The following is a 21,625-nucleotide window of genomic DNA, read 5'->3' as shown; positions in this document are numbered from 1 at the left end:
CCGGAAAAGGGGAAAGATTTCAAAAAGGCTTTGCAAGAACGCAAGTGTTAATCGCAGGGCAAGAACATAAGGTACAGGAACGTCGAGGAGGATCCCGGCATGGACCCACAATGGGATGATATGAAAGTGTTTCTCGCGGTCGCGCGCGAGGCCAGCCTGTCCGGTGCCGGGCGGGTGCTCAAGATGGACCCCGCGACCGTCGGGCGGCGTATCGCCCGGTTCGAGGCTGCATTGGACACCCCATTGTTCGTCAAATCCCCGCAGGGTTATGCGCTGAGTGCGGCTGGGGACCGGTTGCTGACCCATGCAGAGACCGCCGAACAGGCGATGCGGGCCGGGCAGGAGGCGCTGAGCGGTCCCAGCGACACGCTGTCGGGGCAGATCCGCATCGGGGCGCCGGATGGCAGCGCCAATTATATCCTGCCGCAGGTCTGCGCCGCGATTGGCGCCGAAAACCCCGATCTCGATATCCAGATCGTTGCCTTGCCGCGGGTCATCAACCTGTCGCGCCGTGAGGCGGATATGGCCGTGACCGTCAGCGCGCCCACTGCCGGGCAGCTGCTGGTTCAGAAGATTACTGATTACAAACTTCATCTTGTGGGGTCGCGCCACTATCTGCGTGAGCACCCGCCGCTGGAAAAACTTGAGGATCTGAAGGGGCACCGGATGATCGGCTATATCCCGGACATGATCTTTGATCGGGAGCTGGACTACCTCAGCGATCTGGGGGTGGAGCGGGTGGCGTTGGCCTCCAACTCGGTCTCGGTACAAATCAAACTGGCGGCCGAGGGCACTGCGCTTTGTGTGGCGCATGATTTTTCATTGCCTGCGCATAGGGTCTTGCGCAAGGTGCTGACCGACAAGATCAGCCTGTCGCGCAGTTTCTATCTGGTGCGCCATCAGGGCGATCAGCGCAGCGAGCGTTTGAACCGGTTTGCGCAGGCGCTGTCCAAGGGGATCCGCGACGAGGTCGCGCGGCTGGAGGCACTGACCTGACGCTGGATCTGCTGCGGCTTTCCTGCCAAATTGTCGCAGCTATTTCCAAAACTGACTGGACATGTTCTTGACTTGGATCTGCATTGCGGCAACGCTTGTATTTACGCAAGAAAATTACGAGTGGAGGAGAGTTCATGCTGGTTCAATCGATTTTGAAATCCAAGGCAAGCGCCGGGGTGGTAACGATTTCTCCTGAGGCTCCGGTTTCTGACGCGGCCAAGCTGCTGGCGGAGAAAGGCATCGGGACCGTGGTGGTGTCTTCCGACAATGAGACGGCTGAGGGGATCCTGTCCGAGCGCGATATCGTGCGTGAACTGGGCAAAAGTGGGTCTGGCTGCCTGACCTGCAAAGTCAAGGACTACATGACCAGCGAGCTGGTGACCTGCACCAGCGAATCCAACGTCGAAGATATCCTGCAGCAGATGACCGAGGGCCGGTTCCGCCACATGCCTGTGGTCGAAAGCGGTAAAATGGTCGGGCTGATTTCGCTGGGCGATGTGGTCAAGGCCAAGCTGGCCGAAGTCGCGATGGAAAAGGACGCTCTGGAAGGCATGATCATGGGGCATTAAGCCTCGGCGAAATTTTCTTGCCAGATGACGTGCCGGAACAGGTGTTTCCGTATTTTCCCCCTCTTGTCAGGACAGGCGCAAATATGTTTGCGTGCGCGCGAGTTCTGAGGAGGCAGGAGGGCCCCCAATGCGTATAGGCTTGTACCCCGGCACATTTGATCCGATCACTTTGGGCCATATCGACATCATCCGCCGCGCCAGCGCATTGGTGGACAAACTGGTGATCGGTGTGGCGATCAACCGGGACAAGGGACCGCTTTTCGATCTGGAAGAGCGTGTTGCCATGATCGAGGCCGAATGTGCCTCCTTGTCAGAGGAAACCGGCACCGAGATCGTCGCGCACCCGTTCGAGAACCTGCTGATCCATTGCGCCCGCGATGTTGGCGCGCAGATCATCGTGCGGGGCCTGCGGGCGGTTGCGGACTTTGAGTATGAATTCCAGATGGTTGGTATGAACCGGGCCCTGGACAGCTCGATTGAAACGGTCTTCCTGATGGCCGAGGCGCGTCATCAGGCGATTGCCTCGAAACTGGTGAAGGAAATCGCGCGGCTGGATGGCGATGTGTCGAAATTCGTCACGCCCCAGGTCAACGACGAACTTCGTAAGCGGCTTTCGAAATAGGCCGGTCTGAAGTTTCCAGATAGGGTACGGGGCATTGCTCCGCCGCGAAATGACAAAGCCGGGCGCCTCGCCCGGCTTTTTCTATTGGGTCAATGGGTCAAATGCGGTTCAGCGGGCGACGCGCGCCTTAGCGCCAGAACGCAACCCAGTCGATCAGTTCGAACAACTTCTTGCCGAGAAACACCATGTGCTCGCTGCCGAACAGCGCCACGTCGATGGCGATGGCGGCTGTCAGGATAATCCCCATGACAATAGCAATTTGATTGGTCATAGCTGTCCGCCAAAAAGAAACGCCCGGTCAGATATGCCTGACCGGGCGCTAAATCTCAAGTCCGTGACGGGGCTTAGCTAAGGCGGCCCATCGCGGTTGCCACGTCAGCCATACGTACCGAGAAGCCCCATTCGTTGTCGTACCAGCACAGGACGCGCACCATGCGGCCTTCGACCACGCGGGTCTGATCCGGTGCGAAGATTGAGCTTTCGCTGGAATGGTTGAAGTCGGTGGAGACCAGCGGCGCGGGCTCATAGCCCAGAACACCGGCCATCGCACCCTTGGAGGCTTCGGCGACCAGCGCGTTGATTTCCTCGGCGGTCACTTCCTTGGCAGCGCGGAAGGTCAGGTCCACGGCGGAGACATTCGGCGTGGGCACGCGGATGGCGGAACCGTCCAGGCGGCCTTTGAGGTTGGGAAGAACCTCACCCAGAGCCTTGGCTGCACCGGTGGAGGTGGGGATCATCGACATGGCTGCCGCGCGAGCGCGGTACAGATCCTTGTGGCGACGGTCCAGCGTTGGCTGGTCGCCGGTATAGGCGTGGATCGTAGTCATGATGCCGCTTTCGATGCCGACACCTTCGTCCAGAACCTTGGCGATCGGGGCCAGGCAGTTGGTGGTGCAGGAGCCGTTCGACACCATGCGGTCCTCGGCGGTCAGTTGGTCGCTGTTGACGCCATAGACGATGGTCTTGTCAACGTTTTTGCCGGGGGCGGAGAGCAGCACCTTGCCTGCGCCGCGCTCCAGGTGCGCCTTGGCTTTTTCACCGTCATTGAATTTACCGGTGCATTCCAGAACGACATCGCAGCCGTCCCAGTCCAGTTCATTCATGTCGTAGGTCGAGAACATCTGCATGTCGCCGCGGCCAAGGTTCATGGTGCCGTCGCCGATGCTGACCTCGCCGGGGAAACGGCCATGCACGGAGTCGTATTTGATCAGATGCGCTGCGGTTTCCAGTGGACCGGTCGCGTTGACCTTGATCACTTCGATGTCGTCACGGCCCGAGGCTGCGATGTGTGACAGGGTGCAGCGGCCGATGCGGCCAAAACCGTTGATCCCGACTTTGATGGTCATTCCTGTGTCTCCTGGCGAGCAAAACTTGCGCCGGATATAGACCCGTTATGTAAATCCCTAAAGAGGCAAAAAGGCCGAAATGACAGCATGTTAGCGCAAAACTAGACCGGTGGCGTTAACGGTTTTCGACTGGTGGCGATAACGATTTGGGCAGGCTGCCATGCGCCGGGAATCCCCGGGCTGTCGTGCCCGGGCTTCGGCTTGCCTGTGCTGGTGGATCGGATAGGGTGCAAATAAAGGCAGGTTTACGAGGGGATGTTCGATGAGCGGTTTGCTGGCGCTGCTGGATGATGTGGCAGGCATTGCCAAGGTGGCGGCTGCCTCGGTCGACGATGTTGCGGCGCAGGCAGCCAAGGCGGGCGCCAAGGCCGCCGGTGCGGTGATCGACGATGCTGCGGTGACTCCGAAATACGTGCATGGCTTTGCCGCCGAACGCGAATTGCCGATCATCTGGAGGATCGCCAAGGGCTCGGTCAAGAACAAGCTGGTGATCCTGTTGCCCATCGGGCTGCTGCTGGCCAATCTGGCGCCTTGGCTAATTTCGCCACTGTTGATGCTGGGCGGTGCCTATCTTTGTTTTGAAGGCGCCGAGAAGATCTATCATGCCCTTGTGCCGCATGACGAAACCCATGTCTTCCCCGAGGATAAGCCAGGCGATCCGGCGCATCTCGAAGAAGAAAAGGCCGCTGGTGCAATCAAGACCGATTTCATCCTCTCGGCTGAGATCATGACCATCGCCCTTTCGGCCATTCCTGAGGGAACGATCTGGATGGAGGCGGCGACGCTGGCGCTGGTGGGGCTTGGTATTACCGTGGCCGTCTATGGCTCGGTCGCGCTGATCGTGAAGGCAGACGATGTGGGGCTTTACATGGCGCAGAACGGGCGTCTGGGCCTGACGCAGGCGCTGGGGCGCGGTCTGGTCCACGCTATGCCGGGCTTCATGAAGCTGCTGACTATCGTGGGGACCGCTGCAATGCTCTGGGTGGGCGGCTCCATCGTTATTCACGGGCTGGAGGAGCTTGGCTTTGGCGGGTTGGGGCATCTGATCCACGACTGGGCCTATGCCATTGGTCACGCGGTGCCTGCAGGCTGGACCGGGGCAGTGGAATGGTCGGCAAAGGCCGCGATGGACGGGGTCTTTGGCGTGGCTCTGGGCATGGTGCTGATCCCTGTGGCGACCAAGGTGATTGCGCCGTTGTTGGCGGCTGTGACCGGCAAATCGCCTGCCGGACACTAGGATAGTGGAGCCGATGCAAGAACCGCTGCCATTGGTCGTGTTTTCCGATCTGGATGGGACGCTTCTGGATCATGACAGCTATTCCTGGCAGGCCGCTGTTCCCGCGCTTGATCGGCTGGCAGAAATGGGCGCAGGCGTGGTTCTGGCCAGCAGTAAGACCGCATCGGAAATAACTGTTTTGCAACGGGAAATGGGTCTTTCGAACTGGCCCGCAATCGTTGAAAACGGTGCCGGGCTGCTGGGGCAAAGCGTTACGCCGACTTATCCGGATCCGCGCGCTGCGCTGGAGCGGGTTCCGTCGGGTCTGCGCCAGAAGTTCCGGGGGTTTGGCGATATGTCCGTGGCGGAGATTGCAAAGATCACCGGCCTGCCGCAGGCAGATGCTACCCGTGCTGCCGAGCGGCTGTTTTCCGAACCGGGGATCTGGAGCGGCACCGAGGCGGAGCGGGCGCAGTTTGAAACAGCGTTGGCGGATCTCGGTGTTTATGCGCGATATGGCGGGCGGTTCCTGACCCTGTCCTTTGGCGGCACCAAGGCGGACCAGATGGCCGAGGTCCTGTCACGCTATCCTGCCCGGCACACGGTGGCACTGGGGGACGCGCCAAACGACGTCGAGATGCTGGAAGCCGCAGAATTCGGCGTCATCATCGCCAATCCGCATCGTGCGGCATTGCCGCCCTTGGCCGCAGAACACACAGGCCGCATAATTCGAACAAATGAGGCTGGGCCTTCGGGCTGGAACAGGGCCATGATGGACCTGTTGGACCGGCTAGAAACCAAGGCATAGGAACGGACATCCGCATGGTAGATTTTCATCAGAACGGGAATATCACGACGCTGCACAATCTGCGGACCCGATCGCTGGAGGAAATGAACTATGAGTTGGAAACCTTTGCCCAATCACGCAAAATTTCCCTAATCCTGCCCTGTCTCTATTCCGAGCTGGAAACTGAGGCGATGCCCAATATCGTGGCAGAGCTGTCCAAGGTCCGTTACCTGCACCGCATCGTGGTGGGGCTGGACCGGGCCGATGAGGCGCAGTTTCGCCATGCCCAGAAGTTCTTCAAGGATCTGAACCAGAACCACGTGGTGATCTGGAACGACAGCCCCCGGATGAAGGCGCTTGGCGCGCGGCTGGAGGCGATGGGTCTAGCCCCGACCGAGCAGGGTAAGGGCAAGAACGTCTGGTCTTCGCTTGGCTATCTGATGAGCTGCGAAGACAGCTCGGTCATGGCAATTCACGACTGCGATATCCTGACCTACACGAACGAGCTTTTGGCGCGGCTGGTTTACCCGGTGGCGAACCCCAACTTTCCCTATCAGGTGGCCAAAGGGTTTTATGCCCGCGTCGGGCAGGACCGGCTGAACGGGCGGGTGACACGCCTTCTGGTCAGCCCGCTGCTGATCGCGCTTAAACGGGTGATCGGGGACCGCGACTACATCGATTACCTGCGCAGCTTCCGCTATCCCTTGTCCGGTGAATTCGCGATGCGCACCAGCATTCTGCCGGATCTGCGGATCCCTTCGGACTGGGGGCTGGAGATTGGAGTGCTCTCCGAGGCCTGGCGCAACCTGGCGCCCAAGGCCGTCTGTCAGGTGGAAATCGCCGATTCCTATGATCACAAACATCAGGAGCTGAGCCCGGAAGACGCTGAGGCAGGGCTGAACCGGATGTCGGTGGATATCTGCAAATCGATCTTCCGCAAACTGGCGGCGGATGGCACGGTCTTTACCACCAATGTCTTTAGGACCCTGAAAGCCACCTATTACCGCAGCGCGCTGGACCTGCTGGAGGCCTATTACGCCGATGCCAAGATGAATGGTCTCAGCATCGACCGCCACAGCGAGGAACGCTCGATCGAGCTCTTTGCCGAGAACATCATGCGGGCCGGGCAGTTCTTTCTCGATAACCCGCATGAGACGCCCTTCATCCCGACATGGAGCCGCGTGCATGCCGCAGACCCGGCCTTCCTGCGGGACATGCATGCCGCAGCGGCGCAGGACACGGCGGAATTTCAGTGATAATGCCGTCGTTGCAGGGCGTTAGTTGACGTTTGTAATCCAGCGGCACTGATAGGGCGCAAGGGTGATGGTACCATCCATCATTGCCAGATGCTCGCCTGTCAGAATGTCGACCCAGGTGTCATCCTCGATCAGGTTCAGATGGTGGGATGGCAGTGCGATTTCATCCTTGCTAACGTTGTGCAAGGCAAACATGGACTGCCCGCGATCCAGGCTCTGCCGCCACAGGGTAAAGACCCGGTCATCCCCGGAATTGAGCGTGAATTGCGTGGCATTGGGATGAAAGGCGGACTGCATCTTGCGCAGTTCCAGCCGCGCGCGCAATTCCCGCATCACGCGGGCCTGCAGGCTGGTTTCATCGTCCAGAAGGCCGCGCAGCTCGGTGTAATCCCAGCGGTGCCGATTGATCGCCCGGTTCATGCCCCGTTTCTCCACCGCCTCGTGATCGTTTGGCGTCGCCAGCAGGGAGTGAATATAGAAGGCGGGAATACCCTCCAGCGACATCACGATGGTCTGAGAGCAGATAAACCGTTCAAAATGAAAGGCATCCGGCCCGTCAAAGGTTTCTGTGAGCGCCTCGTAGAATGTGGTGTTCAGCTCATAAGGGGACTCACCGCCGCAAGGCAGCGCCCGCATCGACACAAGGCCCCCCGCATGGCGGACCGTTTCGATCATCCGCTCCTGTTCCTCGTGGCTCAGCAATCCTTCGGCGGGGCGCATGCCGATGCCATCGTGGCTGGCGGTAAAGTTGAAATAGGCACAGCCCAGCGGCGCTGGTGGCATCGCCTTTTGCCACTGCACCAGATGGGTGGCATCCCCGGCCATCATCGCATGCAGGATCAGCGGCGGTAGCGGGAAGTTGTAGATCATATGCGCCTCATCACGGGCGCCGAAATAGCTGAGGTTCTCTGCCTTGGGCACGTTGGTTTCGGTGATCAGAACCACTTTTTCCGCGGTGTTGTCGCACAAAAGCCGGATCAGTTTGATGATCTCATGGGTCTGGGGCAGGTGGATCGAGGGGGTGCCGACCTCCTTCCACAGGAAGGCCACTGCGTCGAGCCGGATCATCCGCACGCCATTGTCCAGATGCAGGCGAATGATACGCAGGAATTCCAGCAGAACCTCCGGGTTACGGAAATCCAGATCGATCTGGTCGTGTGAGAAGGTGCACCAGACGTGACGCGTCCCGTTGCTTGTCTCGACCTCCTGCAGCAGCGGCGTGGTGCGTGGGCGGACTACGGCGCTCAGATCATCCTCTGGGCTGGCCTCGAAAAAGAACTTGTCATAGGGCGCCTGTCCTTGCCTGTAGGCGTTGAACCACGCGCCCTGGCTGGAGACATGGTTGAGCACCAGATCCGACATCAGAGTGAACTCATATGCGATCCGGTTGATATCGCTCCAATCGCCTAGCTGCGGATTGACGCTGCAGAAATCCGACACCGCAAATCCGTCGTCTGAGGTATAGGGAAAGAACGGCAGGATATGCACGCTGTTGAGCCAGCCATCACAGTAGCGGCGCAGGAAATCATTCAGCAGATCCAGCGGCTTGTGCTGCCCGTCCACGATGGAATTGCCATAGGTGATGACCAGCGCGTCCGCTTCGCTCCACATCCGGTTGCCCGGGGTGCGGGCGCGTTTGCGGCGTTTGAACGGATCCGGCCAGAAGGCCTGGTTGATCTGCGTGGCAAGATTATCCGCGTTGAGACCGGGATAGATCCGCGCGATGCGGCTGCTGATCGCGCGGTGAAGGGATCGGGTGGGTTCTGTCATGACAGGCAGTCAAACATGTTGCAGCCTGCAAGGCCAAGCCTATCCAGATTGGCAGGCCCGGAAAACAGGCGCGCTCTGCGCGGGGTGTCCAATTTTTCAGCAGCCCGTGTGCGATGTTTTGCGTGCGTAAAAATCGCCGTCAGGCAAAGTAATCCGGCGCCTTTTTCAGGTCGGGCCATTGGGTCGGGCAATGACCATAAATCACCATCGCATCGCGCGCTATGGCAAGGTCCAGCAGGCGACGGGCGCTTTGCCTGGCCCGCTGCGGATCAGGTGCGGTATCAAAGCCTTCATCAACCTCGGCCGGGCGGGAAATCGCATCTGAGGTCAGAAGTACATCGCCGCTCTCTGGCAGGGACAGCAGCGCCGCGATTTGCCCCGGTGCATGGCCGGGCGCCATCAGCAGCTCAAAGCCCGGTCCGATCTCGGTATCCTTGGTCAGCGTAAGGTAGCGACGGTCCGGCCAGTCCAGCGGGCGTTGGTTTCCCCAGTACAGCGGTTGCGGCAGATCCCGTTCCCGTTTCGAAATCACCATCGGCGCCTGCGGGAAATCAGCGATGCCGCCGATATGGTCGATATGAGTGTGGGTCAGCACGAAGAGGTCAATGTCCTTGGGCTGCACGTCGGCGAGGGCCAGCTGCGCGGCGGGCAGGTGGTGCGGCTGGCAATCAAGCACCTCGCCGAACTCATAAAGCCGATCCTCCTCGCTCGCCGGCGCAGGATCCGTTGCGTATTTGGCGGGAAACCCAGAATCGATCAGCACGTTCTCGCCCGCATCTGTCTGGATCAGATAGCCACAGATGCCGATCTTGCGCCCGTTTGAATGGACCCGGAACAGCCCGAAATCGAGCACATACAGCCGCACAGGGCGGCCTTTCAGCAGGCCGCCCTGTGCGATGGGTTCAACAGTTCCGATTTCTGCCATGGTCGTCAGGCCACCCGGTTGGCTGAGGCCGCCAGCAAGTGGCGCGTATAGTCGTGACTGGAGCGGTCGTTGCGCATGTCGTCGATGCTGAGGATCTCGACGATCTCGCCGTTTTGCATCACCGCGGCCCTGTCACACATATGCGCCACCACCGCCAGATCATGAGAGACCATGATGTAGGTCAGGTGATGTTCCTTGCGCAAGTCACTCAGAAGGTTCAGGATTTCCGCCTGAACCGACACATCCAGCGCCGAGGTCGGCTCGTCCAGAAGCAGGATCTGCGGCTCTGGCGCCAGGGCGCGAGCAATCGCCACACGCTGGCGCTGACCACCGGACAGCTGGTGCGGATAGCGAAAGCGGAACGCTGGGCCAAGCCCCACATCCCGTAGCAATTGATCCACCCGGTCGTCGATATCCGTGAACCCGTGCAGGTGCAGTGTTTCCGACAGAACCTGATCCACCGATTGGCGCGGATGCAAAGAGGCATAGGGGTCCTGAAACACCATCTGCACGGTCCGATAGAAGGTCCGGTCGCGCTTGCGCCCCAGGTCCTGCCCGGCGACATGCATATGTCCTTCCCACTGCGGAGCAAGACCGGTCAGCGCCTTCAGGATGGTCGATTTGCCCGACCCGCTTTCGCCGACAAGACCGAAACTGGCACCCTTTTCAACGGTGAAACTGGCGGATTTGACCGCCTGAAACAGGTCGTGGTGATCGCCGAAATAGACGCTCAGGTCCTCAACTTTCAGCGCAATGTCTTTGGATGCGACGCTCATGTGCGGGCCTCCACGCTGGGGGCATCGCGCCAGGCGGGATCCCGTTGCAGCACATCCAGCCGCGCGCGCGGTGCATCGAACCGGGGCAGGGAGCCGAGCAGCCCCCGGGTATAGGGGTGCTGCGCCTCGTGCAACTTGTCAGCTTCGCAGACCTCGACAATGCGCCCGGCATACATGATCAGCACCCGGTCGCAGAATTGCGAAACGAGGTTCAGATCGTGGCTGATGAAGATCAACCCCATGCCGCGGTCCTTCACCAGCTTGTCCATGATCGACAGGACCTGCCCCTGAACCGAGACGTCGAGCGCCGAGGTCGGTTCATCCGCGATCAGGATTTCCGGGTTCGGGATCAGCATCATGGCGATCATAATGCGCTGCCCCATGCCGCCGGACATCTCATGCGGGTAGGCTTTCATCACCCGTTCCGGATCGCGGATCGACACCGCCTCCAGCATCTCGATGGCCTTCGCGCGCGCCTCGCTACGCGAGGATTTCGCGTGCAGACGGTGGGCTTCGATGATCTGATCGCCAATGGTCATGACCGGGTTCAGCGAGAACTTGGGGTCCTGCATCACCATCGAGATTTTTTGCCCACGCACTGCGCGCATCTTGCTTTCGCTCAGATCCATAAGGTTCTGACCATGAAGGGAAATATGATCAGCCTCGATCACCCCAGGGGGGCGGATCAGGCGCAGGATGGCGCGGCCTGTCATGGATTTTCCCGAGCCACTTTCGCCGACGATGCCAAGCCGTTCCTTGCCCAGCGAGAAGGAGATGCCACGCACCGCTTCGACCACGCCGTTGCGGGTGGGGAATTTCACCCAGAGGTTCTTTACGTCCAGAAGCGTGCTCATGAGGCGCTGTCCTTTGGGTCGAGTACATCGCGCAGGCCATCACCCAGAAGGTTGAAGGCAAGCGAGACGGTGAAAATGGCAAGGCCTGGCATGGTGGCAACCCACCAGTGATCCAGAATGAACCGGCGCCCTTCTGAGATCATCGCGCCCCATTCCGGGCTGGGCGGCTGCGCGCCAAGGCCAAGAAAGCCAAGGCCGGCAGCGGCCAGGATGATCCCGGCCATATCCAGTGTCACCCGCACGATCAGCGAAGAAATACACAGCGGCCAGATGTGTTTGATGATGATCCGCAAGGGGCCTGCGCCTTGCAGACGAATGGCGCTGATATAATCCGAGGAGCGGATCGTCAGCGTCTCGGCCCGCGCCATGCGTGCATAAGGCGGCCAGGCGGTGAGGCTGATGGCGAGCACGGCGTTTTCGATGCCCGCACCCAGCGCGGCGACAAAGGCCAGCGCCAGAACCAGACGGGGAAAGGCGAGGAAGATATCGGTGATCCGCATCAGGATCACGTCGACCCAGCCACCGGCATAGCCCGACACGGTGCCCACCAGAAGCCCGGCGATGGGCGCGATCAGCGCCACCAGCGCAACGATATAAAGGGTGATCCGGGCGCCCCAGATCAACCGGCTGAGGATATCGCGGCCAAGGGAATCCGTCCCCAGAAGGTGCCCCTCGCTGCCCAGCGGTTGCAGGCGGTTGCCAAGATCCTGAACGAAAGGATCATGCGGGGCGATGAGCGGCGCAAAGATCGCCAGCGCGATCAGGGCTACGATAATAGCAAGGCCTGCCATGGCCATATGGTTGGATTTCAGCGTCAGCCAGCCTTTGTATACGGCGGCCCAGCGGGCCTGCCGCCGCGAGGTTGGCGTATCTGACAGAAGCCAGTCGCGCAGCGTTCCGGTTTGACTGCTCATTTGGACCTCGGATCAAAGACTTTGTAGAGAAGGTCGGAAAACACGTTCAGGCAGATGAACACGAGGCCCACCACGACGGTTCCGCCCAGAACGGCGTTCATATCCGCAGACAGCAGCGCGGTGGTGATATAGCTGCCAATGCCCGGCCAGGAGAAGATGATTTCGGTCAGCACCGACCCTTCAAGAAGGTTGGCATAGCTGAGCGCGATCACCGTGATCAGCTGCACCCGGATGTTGCGGAAGGCGTGGTGCCAGACCACGGCCCATTCGCTCATGCCTTTGACCCGGGCGGTGGTGACATATTCGGCCGAGAGCTGCTCCAGCATGAAGGAGCGCGTCATGCGGCTGATATAGGCAAGGCTGTAATAACCCAGGATCGAGGCAGGCAGCACAATATGGGAAAAGGCATCCCAGAAAGCGCCCCAGTCCCCGGCAAGGATGGAATCCAAGAGGATCATGCCAGTGACGACGGGGATCATGTCCTCATAAAAGATGCCCTGGCGCCCGGGTCCACCGACCCAGCCCAGAATGCCGTAGAACAGCAACAGGCCCATCAGGCCCAGCCAGAAGATCGGCATCGAATAGCCCACCAGCGCCACGACGCGGGCGATCTGGTCGATCCAGCTGCCGCGCTTCACCGCCGCCACGACGCCCAGCGGAACGCCCAGGAGGCAGCCGAAGAGAATGCCGATGGTGGCGAGTTCAAAGGTCGCCGGAAAGACGCGGACGATATCATCGGCAACGGGCCGTGCGGTCAGCAGCGAGGTGCCGAAATCGCCGCGCAACACATCGGAGACATAGTAGAAAAACTGTACGATCAGGGGCTTATCCAGCCCAAGTTCAACAAAGACGGCATCGTATTGCGCCTCGGTGGCGCGTTCGCCGACCACCGCCAGAACCGGATCGATGGGCATCACGCGACCAATCACAAAGGTCACGAACAACAGCCCGAGCATGGTTATGGAAATGGACAGAAGGGTGACCAGCACGCCCCGCAGCCATGCCGGAAGAGGCAGCCGTGGCTGCCTCTTCACATAGGTGTTCGACGTGGTCATTTACTTGGTCACGGACCAGTAGGACACCGCGGTGATGGCGCCGCCAAGGCTGAGACCTTCGACGTTCTCGGCCACACCGGCTTGCTCCACCTTCTGGAACATCACCGCAAAGGGCGACTTGTCACGGAACTCGGCCTGGATCTCGTGATACATCTCGGCGCGTTTCTCGGTATCGCCTTCGACCACGGCGGCAGCCGTTTTCTCGGTCAGACCGGCGGTATCCCAGGCGTTACGCCAGGCCAGAAGACCGGTGGCGTTTGCCTCATCCGAATTGTCCGGGTTGTAGGCAAAGGTGCCTGCATTGGTATGGGGGTCGGGATAGTCCGGCCCCCATGCGCCCAGATAGATGTCCAGCTCGCGCGCGCGGTACTTGCCCAGCACCTGCTTGCCGGTGCCGACTTCGAGGTTCAGCGTGATCCCGGCCTGCGCAAAGGTGTTCTGCAGCGATTGGCCGATTTCCAGACGTTCCTGCGCTTCGCGCACGCCCACGGTCAGCTCCATGCCATCAACGCCTGCCTCGGCCAGCAGGGCCTTGGCCTTGTCGAGATCCAGTGAGAAGGGGTTTTCGTTGACCGAACCAAGATAGGTTTTCGGCAGGAAGTTCTGATGCACCACATAGGCGCCCTTCAGGAAGCTGCTTTCCATGCCTTTATAGTCGATCAGGTATTTCAGCGCCTGACGGACTTCGGGTTTGGACAGCTCCGGATGCTTCTGGTTCATCGAGATATACATCAGACGACCGCGCATCTCTTCGAGAATTTCAACACCATCCGCGGCGCGTACGCCTTCGACATCCGAAGGGTTCAGGTTTCGGGCCACGTCGATGTCACCGCGTTCCAGCATCAGGCGCTGGGTGGCGCTTTCCTGCACGTGGCGGACGATCACCCGCTTCATGGCCGGTTCGCCGCCGTAAAAATCGGGGTTCGCGGTCAGGGTGACGCTTTCCTTCGGTTTCCAGCTGGTCAGGGTGTAGGGGCCGGAGCCGGCAGAGTTGGTCGCCAGCCAGGTGTTGCCCATGTCGCCGTCGACCTCGTTGGCCATGACGGTTTTCTCGTCAACGATGGCGCCGATGGTTGCGGTCAGACAGTTCAGCACAAAGGAGGTCGCGTAGCGCTTGTCGGTCGTGATCGAGACGGTGTTGCCATCAACAACGATGGTTTCGTCGATATTCTCCGGTGTGAATCCGAACTGGGTGATGATGAAGGACGGGGTCTTGTCCAAGAGGACGACGCGCTTCAGCGAAAAGGCGACATCTTCGGCGCGGACCGGGTTGCCAGACTGAAATTTCACACCTTCGCGCATGGTGAAGGTGATGGTGCGGCCATCCTCGGAAACGGTCCAGCTTTCGGCCAGATCGGGCTGATAGCCTGCATCCAGGTTTTCGGGGTCGAAGTTCACCAGCTTGCCGTAGACATTGCGCAGCACATCGGAGCCCGCGAATTCAAAGCTTTGCGCCGGGTCCAGCGTGGTGATGTCGTCGATCCGGTTGGCGATCACCAGCATATTGTCCGGTGTAGCTGCCATGGCGGGCAGGGTGGTCAGACCCAAAGCCAGGCCAAGCGCGGCCGTGCCCATCAGACGTGTCATAATTGTCATTTGTAAACTCCCTGTTTTTATTAGGTTTTTTGTTTTGCCTTGCGGCGTCCCAGTCAGGCGGCGCTGGTGTGGCCCCAAGTCTTGTCGAGGACCCGCATCCAGTTGCCGTGACAGAGTTTCGTTATCAGCTCCGCATCATAGCCCCGCGCCTGCATGGCGCTGCGCAGATGCGGCAGACCGGCGATCGTGCTGATCTTGGCCGGAACAGTGGCGCCGTCAAAGTCAGACCCAAGTCCGACCCGATCTTCGCCCAGCTGTTCCATCAGATAGTCAAGTTGTTTGATCATCTGGTCAATAGGTGTGTTTTCATCCATCCGCCCGTCTTCGCGCAGGAAGGCGACGGCGAAATTGAGCCCCACGATACCATCGCTGTCGCGGATCGCATGCAGCTGCCGGTCGGTCAGGTTGCGGCTGTGCGGGCTAATGGCATGGGCATTGGAATGCGTCGCGACCAGCGGAGCGTCGCTGTGTTTCGCGACGTCCCAGAACCCAGCCTCGTTCAGGTGGGAAAGATCAATAAGAACGCGCAAGTCATTGCACTTTTTGACCAAACGGATGCCGTCTGCCGTCAGTCCCGGCCCGGTGTCCCCGGTCGAGGGGTATCGGAATGGCACGCCATGGCCAAAGATGGTTTCCCGGCTCCACACCGGCCCAAGCGAGCGCAGACCAGCGGCATAAAGAACGTCCAGCATGTGGAAATCGGGATCAATCGCTTCGGCGCCTTCCATGTGCATGATGGCCGCCAGTTTTCCTTCTGCCATGGTGGCGCGGATCTCATCGGTGCTGCGGCAGATGGCCAGCGCGCCTTTCCGCTCAAGCTTGATCAGGATCGAGGCCTGCGACAGGGCAACCCGGCTGGCCGTGGGCCAATCGACCATATCCGGAAGGGCCAGGTCATAGGAGGGCTTGTTCATCTCCGTATCATCAAGCGCGGAGTCCTCGTTCGGGACATAGATGGCAAAGAAGCCGCCGCCGAATCCGCCCGCCCGGGCCTTCTCCATATCGATCTGGTTTCCGCCGTTGCCCAGAAACCCATCAGGACCGGCGGAGACTGCTCCGCTATGAATGCGCAGCAGAAGATCGTTGTGGCCGTCAAAGATGAGGGGGGCAGTCATGAAGGGTCCTTCGGGTCGGTGAATATTGGATTCAATAACCGGCAGCCTTCCGCAACGCGTCGCAAATGTCCAGAGGAAAAGCCGACCGCGACGACTGTGCAATCAACTCTCAGATATCTTTGAGGCCATAATCAGCAAAGGCCTCCATGACCTCGGCCATTTCATCGCCGTTCAAAATATGGGGCTGTCCGATGGTCAGGCTGGTGACATAGCCCTTGGCCAGTGTTTCCAGCTCCACCATGCGCCACAGCGCCCGGTTTAACGTGTCCGCGATGACAACCGCACCATGATTGGCCATTAGGCAGGCTGCCCGATTTTTTAGCGATTTCAGAACATTGTCTGACAGTTCTGCAGTGCCGAACAGGGCGTAATCTGCCACCGGAACCGTATCGCCACCAAAGGCGCCGATCATGTAATGGCAGGCCGGGATCTCGGTCCGGTTCATTGCCAGCGCGGTGCAATTGACCGGATGCGCGTGGACCACCGCGTGAACGGCAGGCTTGTCGCGTAGGATATCCCGGTGGAACCGCCATTCAGAAGAGGGCTTCATCTGGCCGGGCGCCGGGGCGCCGTCGTCCAGCGGCACCGCGACGATCATCTCTGGCGTCATTCGGGCGTAATCCACGCCCGAAGGGGTGATCAGCATCTGGTCCCCGATCCGCACCGAGATATTGCCCGAAGTGCCCTGATTGATCTGCTGGCGCTCCATCGACAGGCAGGCGTCGATGATGGCCTGCCGCAGCTCGGGCGTGTCGGCGTAGGGTGCCGCGCTCATGCCGGATCGCCAGAGGCTGCAAACTCCGGGAATAGCCCGGCCAACCCCTCGGCGCTGGCATCGCAGACACCGCGTTCGGTGATCAGCCCGGTGACCAGACGGCTGGGGGTCATGTCAAAGGCGGGGTTGCCGACGTCGCTGCCTTTCGGCGTGACCTCAACCGTACCGATCATGCCATCCGGCAGGGCGCCCTGAACATGGCTGACTTCGCGGCCTGCGCGTTCCTCGATCGGGATCTCGCGCACGCCGTCGGAAACCGTCCAGTCGACGGTCGGCGAGGGCAGTGCCACGTAGAAGGGCACGTTGTTGTCCCGTGCCGCCAGCGCCTTTAGATAGGTGCCGATCTTGTTGCAGACATCGCCGTTGCGGGTGGTTCGGTCAGTGCCGGTGATGACCATGTCCACCTGCCCGTGCTGCATCAGATGGCCGCCGGCATTGTCGGTGATATAGCTGTGGGAGATACCGTGGCTGCCGAGCTCCCATGCGGTCAGCGCACCCTGGTTGCGGGGCCGGGTTTCATCGACCCAGACATGGATATCCAGACCTGCATCATGGGCCTGATACATCGGGCTGGTGGCGGTACCCCAATCCACCGTCGCAATCCAGCCTGCGTTGCAATGGGTTAGCAGGCGGACAGGCTCGCCCTCGGGTTTCTTCGCGGAAATCTCTTTAATAATTTCAAGGCCGTGCTGGCCGATCCTGCGGTTGATCTCGACATCCTCATCCGCAATGTCATGGGCCAGTTGCAAGGCTGCTGCAGCGCGCTCTGCCTCTTCCAACGGGCGCAGGGCGCTCAGGCAGCGGTCCAGCGCCCAGCGCAGGTTGATCGCCGTCGGGCGTGTCGCGTTCAGCGCCGCCCATGCGGCGTCCAGATTGCCATCCGAAGGGTCCAGACGCGCAGCCAGCGCCATGCCGTAGGCTGCGGTGGCGCCGATCAGCGGCGCGCCGCGTACATGCATTCCGGTGATTGCCTCGCAGTACTCTGCCAGAGTCTCAAGCTGTTCGATCCGGAAATCATAGGGCAGCCAGCGCTGGTCGATGATCTGCAAAGCCTGCGCATTTTCTTCCCACCACAGGGACCGGTACGGGGTTCCGTTGACTTTCACGAGAGCCTCTTTCTGCCAGGACGGCTGGAAGTATGTGTCGGAACTTTTGTTGCGGAAAATTCTGGCCCGTGCAAGGGCGCGCCAAAGGAGCCGCTCAACTGTACCGGAAGTGGAAACCTGACGCAGGAAGAGGTCTTGCATTTCAGTGCGGCATTCTGCCACAGTTATGCGAATCCGGGTGGGTCTGGCTGAGAGCGGGGAAAATCCAACGCAGGGCATCACATATGCGGGAAGATCGGTTTTTCAACCCTTTCGCCAAACGGCAGAGTTGACAGGCGCCGATGCGCGCCGGAAGCTGAGCTTTATCTATTGCATATGCAGACTTTAGCAAAAGAGTTGGGCGTTCCTGCCTGCTGAGCCAGACTGTTCAGTCTCCGGATTTTGATTGAGAGCTGACAGTCGCACAGAGGTGCAGAGTGTCACCAAGAATGAAAAAGGGAGTATAGAAACGATGAAACACGCAAAACTGTCCATTGGTGCGCTTGTGACCGCGGCCTTCATGGCTCCGGCTGCTCAGGCGCAGGAATTCATCACCATCGGCACCGGCGGTGTGACCGGCGTTTATTACCCGACGGGCGGCGCGATCTGCCGTCTGGTTAACAAGAACCGCAAGGAGCACGGCTTCAAATGCGCCGTCGAATCCACCGGCGGTTCGGTCTACAACATCAACACCATCCGCGAAGGTGAGCTGCAGTTCGGCGTTGCCCAGTCCGATTGGCAGTACCATGCCTATAACGGTACCTCCAAATTCGAAGAGCAGGGCGCCTTTGAAGGTCTGCGTGCGGTATTCTCGGTCCACCCCGAGCCCTTTACCGTTGTTGCGCGCGCCGATGCAGGCATCACCAACTTTGACGATCTGAAAGGCAAGCGGGTCAACATCGGCAACCCCGGTTCCGGTCAGCGCGGCACCATGGAAGTTCTGATGGAAGCCAAAGGCTGGGGCATGGAAGATTTTGCTCTGGCGACTGAACTAAAGGCGGCCGAACAATCCGCTGCCCTGTGCGATAACCAGATCGACGCGATGGTTTACACCGTGGGTCACCCTTCTGGCTCGATCCAGGAAGCCACCACCGCTTGTGACTCGGTTCTGGTCACCGTGGACGGGGAAGCCGTCGACAAACTGGTTGCCGACAACTCCTTCTATCGTACCGCGACGATCCCGGGCGGCATGTACCGTGGGTCTGACGAAGACACCAAGACATTCGGTGTGGGCGCGACCTTCGTGACCTCGACCGACGTGTCCGAAGACGCGGTCTATGCGGTTGTGAAATCGGTCTTTGAAAACTTCGACGCCTTCAAGAAGCTGCACCCGGCCTTTGCCAACCTGAAGCCGGAAGAGATGATCAAGGACGGCCTGTCGGCGCCGCTGCATGATGGCGCTGCCAAATACTACAAGGAAATGGGCTGGATCGAATAAGATCGGCCAATGACCAACTGGCGGGGCGCATTGGCGCCCCGCTTTGCGCCTGCCGGGCCTCTCATCGGTGATGGCGCCAATCACAATAGCCGGATCCCATATCAGGGCGTCCGCAGGGGAGATTATCCATGACATCCGATGCTCAAGGAAATCGACCGCTTAGCGAGGAAGAATTGCAGGAACTGGTCGCGTCTTCGGACGCCGGTGCGCGCAACCCCATCGGGGCTGTGGGCCTGTCTCTTGCTCTTGTCGCCGTAAGCTGGTCGCTGTTTCAGGTCATTCTGGCCTCACCGCTTTCGAACTATCTGCTTCCGGGCGCCGTCAATAACAATTCACGGCTGATCCACCTGGCCTTCGCCCTGATGCTGGGGTTCATGGCTTATCCCGCCATGAGCCGGGAAAGCCGCAATCTGGTTGGCTTCTGGCTGGGACACCTGGGAACACTGCTGGGCATTGGTGCCTTTGGCGTGGCGGTGCTGTTGGCCATCGCGCCGGGTATGTCGGTGTCGGTGGCGGTTGTCGTGTCGGCGCTGGTGGCGCTGGTGCTGGTGCTGCCGACCTATCTGAACGGATCGGGCATGGCGACGCGGCTGGAGAGCATGGCCAGCGCGCTTGGGATTTTCGCGGCGGTGGCACTACTGACCTATTGCGCTGTGGCGATCCTTGGGCAGTATCTTTTTGACGGTTGGAGCGGTTCTCTGGCGCTCTTTTCCATCGTGGTCGCGCTGATTGTAGCGGCCGTGATGGTTCTGGCCTACCTGCGGGAATGGGCCAATCCCGAGCCAGGTTTCGTGCCGGTGCAGGACTGGGTTCTTGCCGCTGCGGGCGTTTATGTGGCGGTCTATGGCTTCCTCAACTACCAGAAGATCGTCGACAGCGGCGGTCTGGCCGATGATGTCGACAAATTCTTTGCGCTGGCTGGGTTGATCATCCTGTTCGAAGCCGCGCGTCGCGCTCTGGGGCCAGCGATGGCGATCATCGCCACGATCTTCCTCGCCTATGTGTTCTTTGGCTCCTCTGACGTGGTGCCCGAAGTGATCCGCTGGAAAGGCGCCAGCCTGAAAAAGGCGATGAGCCATATGTGGATCACCTCCGAAGGGGTCTTTGGCATCGCGCTTGGCGTTTCCACCAAATTCGTCTTTCTCTTCGTGCTGTTTGGGGCGCTGCTGGATAAGGCGGGCGCCGGGAATTACTTTATCAAAATGGCCTTTGGCGCCCTTGGCCACCTGCGCGGTGGCCCGGCTAAGGCGGCTGTTGTCGGCTCGGCAGCGACAGGCCTGATCTCAGGCTCTTCCATCGCCAACGTTGTGACCACGGGCACCTTCACCATCCCCTTGATGAAACGGGTGGGCTTTACGAATGAACAGGCCGGCTCGGTCGAGGTCGCCTCATCGGTCAACGGTCAGATCATGCCGCCGGTGATGGGGGCTGCGGCCTTCCTGATGGTGGAATACGTGGGCATTTCCTACGTCGAGGTGATCACCCATGCCTTCCTTCCGGCTGCAATTTCCTATGTCGCGCTGGTCTATATCGTGCATCTGGAGGCGGTGAAGCGGAACATGCCGACGCTGGGCAACCGGGTGGTCTCCATGGGCCGCACAATCGGAGGTATGGCGGCGTTCTTCGCGGGTTTCGCGGCGCTGTGTTACGGCGTGCAATATCCCGTCGGTTGGGTGATTTCGCTGGTGCCCGAAGCCTCTGGCACAGTCTTGTCGCTGTTGGTGGTTGCGGCCTATGTGGCGTTGCTGAAGCTCGCGGCCGGGGTCGAGGATCTGGTGCCGGACGATCCCAATGCCGAGGATGTGGAGCTGCCGGATGTGGGCAAGATCTATAAGGCGGGGCTGCATTATCTGCTGCCGATCATCGTACTGGTCTATTTCCTGATGATCGAACAGAAATCGCCCGGCCTGTCGGCCTTCTGGGCGACGGCACTGCTGTTTGTGATCCTGTTGACGCAGAAACCGCTCAAGGCCCTGTTCCGGGGACAGTCCAACCTTGCCTTCAACTTCATGGATGGGGTGAGCGATCTGTGGCACGGCATGATCGACGGTGCTCGCAATATGATCGGGATCGCCCTGGCAACCGCCACGGCGGGTGTGATCGTGGGCACCGTGACGCTGACGGGCGTGGGGCAGGTGATGTCCGAACTGGTGGAGTTCCTGTCTGGTGGAAACCTGATCCTGATGCTGATCATGGTCGGCCTTCTCTCTCTGGTTCTTGGCATGGGCCTTCCGACCACGGCGAACTATATCGTTGTCAGCTCGCTGATGGCGGGGGTCGTGGTGGAACTTGGCGCGCAATCGGGGCTGATCGTGCCGCTGATCGCTGTGCATCTCTTTGTCTTCTACTTTGGGATCATGGCCGATGTGACCCCGCCCGTAGGCCTTGCCAGTTTTGCAGCTGCTGCCGTATCGGGCGGCGATGCGATCCGCACCGGGTTTGTGGCTTTCTTCTATAGCTTGCGCACCGTGGCGCTGCCGTTTGTCTTCATCTTCAACACCGATCTGCTGTTGATCGATGTGACATGGGC

Annotated in this window: 20 protein-coding genes; 8 read left to right on the top strand and 12 right to left on the bottom strand. The window is 60.1% G+C overall.

What is annotated here, in order from left to right:
• The first annotated feature begins 99 nt into the window (after positions 1–99).
• The 3 genes from C6W91_RS13820 to coaD all read left to right on the top strand — a co-directional run bounded on the left by C6W91_RS13820 (position 100) and on the right by coaD (position 2,187).
• Positions 100–996 (top strand): LysR family transcriptional regulator, encoded by an 897-nt coding sequence (locus tag C6W91_RS13820; protein ID WP_065270372.1) that lies wholly within the window; start codon positions 100–102, stop codon positions 994–996.
• 134 nt (positions 997–1,130) lie between these two features.
• A complete protein-coding gene (locus tag C6W91_RS13815; protein ID WP_274837123.1) occupies positions 1,131–1,565 on the top strand; it encodes a CBS domain-containing protein in 435 nt (144 codons plus the stop codon).
• A 127-nt stretch (positions 1,566–1,692) separates the two neighbouring features.
• Complete coding sequence (gene coaD, locus C6W91_RS13810; protein ID WP_065270370.1) at positions 1,693–2,187, top strand: pantetheine-phosphate adenylyltransferase; 495 nt, start codon at positions 1,693–1,695, stop codon at positions 2,185–2,187.
• A 127-nt stretch (positions 2,188–2,314) separates the two neighbouring features.
• Here the strand turns inward: coaD and C6W91_RS13805 are convergent, their stop codons facing one another.
• Together C6W91_RS13805 and gap are read right to left on the bottom strand one after the other, a co-directional pair.
• Positions 2,315–2,458: a hypothetical protein gene (locus C6W91_RS13805; RefSeq protein ID WP_165832660.1), complete on the bottom strand. Its 144-nt coding sequence runs from the start codon at positions 2,456–2,458 to the stop codon at positions 2,315–2,317.
• Between the two features lie 73 nt (positions 2,459–2,531).
• Positions 2,532–3,533 carry a type I glyceraldehyde-3-phosphate dehydrogenase gene (gene gap / locus C6W91_RS13800; protein ID WP_274833704.1) on the bottom strand — a complete coding sequence of 334 codons (1,002 nt, stop codon included), beginning with the start codon at positions 3,531–3,533 and terminating at the stop codon, positions 2,532–2,534.
• Between the two features lie 262 nt (positions 3,534–3,795).
• On the opposite strand from gap, the gene C6W91_RS13795 reads away from it, so the two are divergent.
• Genes C6W91_RS13795 through C6W91_RS13785 form a run of 3 tightly spaced genes read left to right on the top strand, consistent with a single transcriptional unit; the run spans position 3,796 to position 6,792 of the window.
• Positions 3,796–4,770, top strand: a complete 975-nt coding sequence (locus C6W91_RS13795) for a DUF808 domain-containing protein (RefSeq protein ID WP_274833702.1) — start codon at positions 3,796–3,798, stop codon at positions 4,768–4,770.
• A gap of 13 nt (positions 4,771–4,783) precedes the next feature.
• Positions 4,784–5,557, top strand: coding sequence for an HAD-IIB family hydrolase (locus C6W91_RS13790; RefSeq protein WP_370570939.1), 774 nt, complete (start codon positions 4,784–4,786; stop codon positions 5,555–5,557).
• A gap of 14 nt (positions 5,558–5,571) precedes the next feature.
• Positions 5,572–6,792, top strand: coding sequence for a glycosyl transferase (locus C6W91_RS13785; protein WP_065270366.1), 1,221 nt, complete (start codon positions 5,572–5,574; stop codon positions 6,790–6,792).
• A 21-nt stretch (positions 6,793–6,813) separates the two neighbouring features.
• On the opposite strand, the gene C6W91_RS13780 is transcribed toward C6W91_RS13785, so the two are convergent.
• The 10 genes from C6W91_RS13780 to mtnA form a co-directional block, all read right to left on the bottom strand.
• A complete protein-coding gene (locus C6W91_RS13780) occupies positions 6,814–8,562 on the bottom strand; it encodes a sugar phosphorylase (RefSeq protein ID WP_274837121.1) in 1,749 nt (582 codons plus the stop codon).
• Positions 8,563–8,701: 139 nt separating this feature from the next.
• On the bottom strand, positions 8,702–9,487 hold the full coding sequence (locus tag C6W91_RS13775) for an N-acyl homoserine lactonase family protein (RefSeq protein WP_368981486.1): 786 nt from the start codon (positions 9,485–9,487) through the stop codon (positions 8,702–8,704).
• 5 nt (positions 9,488–9,492) lie between these two features.
• Positions 9,493–10,263, bottom strand: a complete 771-nt coding sequence (locus C6W91_RS13770) for an ABC transporter ATP-binding protein (protein ID WP_274837119.1) — start codon at positions 10,261–10,263, stop codon at positions 9,493–9,495.
• Positions 10,260–11,117: an ABC transporter ATP-binding protein gene (locus tag C6W91_RS13765; RefSeq protein WP_274837118.1), complete on the bottom strand. Its 858-nt coding sequence runs from the start codon at positions 11,115–11,117 to the stop codon at positions 10,260–10,262. The genes C6W91_RS13770 and C6W91_RS13765 overlap by 4 nt, the downstream gene beginning before the upstream one ends.
• On the bottom strand, positions 11,114–12,031 hold the full coding sequence (locus C6W91_RS13760; protein WP_065270361.1) for an ABC transporter permease: 918 nt from the start codon (positions 12,029–12,031) through the stop codon (positions 11,114–11,116). The genes C6W91_RS13765 and C6W91_RS13760 overlap by 4 nt, the downstream gene beginning before the upstream one ends.
• Positions 12,028–13,086, bottom strand: a complete 1,059-nt coding sequence (locus C6W91_RS13755) for an ABC transporter permease (protein WP_274837117.1) — start codon at positions 13,084–13,086, stop codon at positions 12,028–12,030. The genes C6W91_RS13760 and C6W91_RS13755 overlap by 4 nt, the downstream gene beginning before the upstream one ends.
• Positions 13,087–14,682: an ABC transporter substrate-binding protein gene (locus tag C6W91_RS13750; protein WP_274837116.1), complete on the bottom strand. Its 1,596-nt coding sequence runs from the start codon at positions 14,680–14,682 to the stop codon at positions 13,087–13,089. It lies immediately after the preceding gene.
• Between the two features lie 53 nt (positions 14,683–14,735).
• Positions 14,736–15,797, bottom strand: a complete 1,062-nt coding sequence (locus tag C6W91_RS13745) for a dipeptidase (protein WP_274837115.1) — start codon at positions 15,795–15,797, stop codon at positions 14,736–14,738.
• A 109-nt stretch (positions 15,798–15,906) separates the two neighbouring features.
• Positions 15,907–16,572, bottom strand: a complete 666-nt coding sequence (locus tag C6W91_RS13740) for a class II aldolase/adducin family protein (RefSeq protein ID WP_274837114.1) — start codon at positions 16,570–16,572, stop codon at positions 15,907–15,909.
• Positions 16,569–17,678, bottom strand: a complete 1,110-nt coding sequence (gene mtnA, locus C6W91_RS13735) for an S-methyl-5-thioribose-1-phosphate isomerase (RefSeq protein WP_370570938.1) — start codon at positions 17,676–17,678, stop codon at positions 16,569–16,571. The genes C6W91_RS13740 and mtnA overlap by 4 nt, the downstream gene beginning before the upstream one ends.
• A gap of 451 nt (positions 17,679–18,129) precedes the next feature.
• Between mtnA and C6W91_RS13730 the strand changes: the two genes are divergently transcribed.
• The gene (locus tag C6W91_RS13730) at positions 18,130–19,095 is read left to right on the top strand and encodes a TAXI family TRAP transporter solute-binding subunit (RefSeq protein ID WP_065270355.1); all 966 of its coding nucleotides are present in this window, start codon (positions 18,130–18,132) and stop codon (positions 19,093–19,095) included.
• 128 nt (positions 19,096–19,223) lie between these two features.
• On the top strand, positions 19,224–21,625 hold a 2,402-nt coding region (locus C6W91_RS13725), incomplete at its 3' end, for a TRAP transporter permease (RefSeq protein ID WP_370570937.1).

The organism is Phaeobacter sp. SYSU ZJ3003 (assembly GCF_041300735.1).
GTDB classification, from domain to species: domain Bacteria; phylum Pseudomonadota; class Alphaproteobacteria; order Rhodobacterales; family Rhodobacteraceae; genus Phycobacter; species Phycobacter gallaeciensis_A.
The sequence above is the reverse complement of the archived record's forward strand: the minus strand, read 5'-3'. Positions and strand labels throughout refer to the sequence as shown.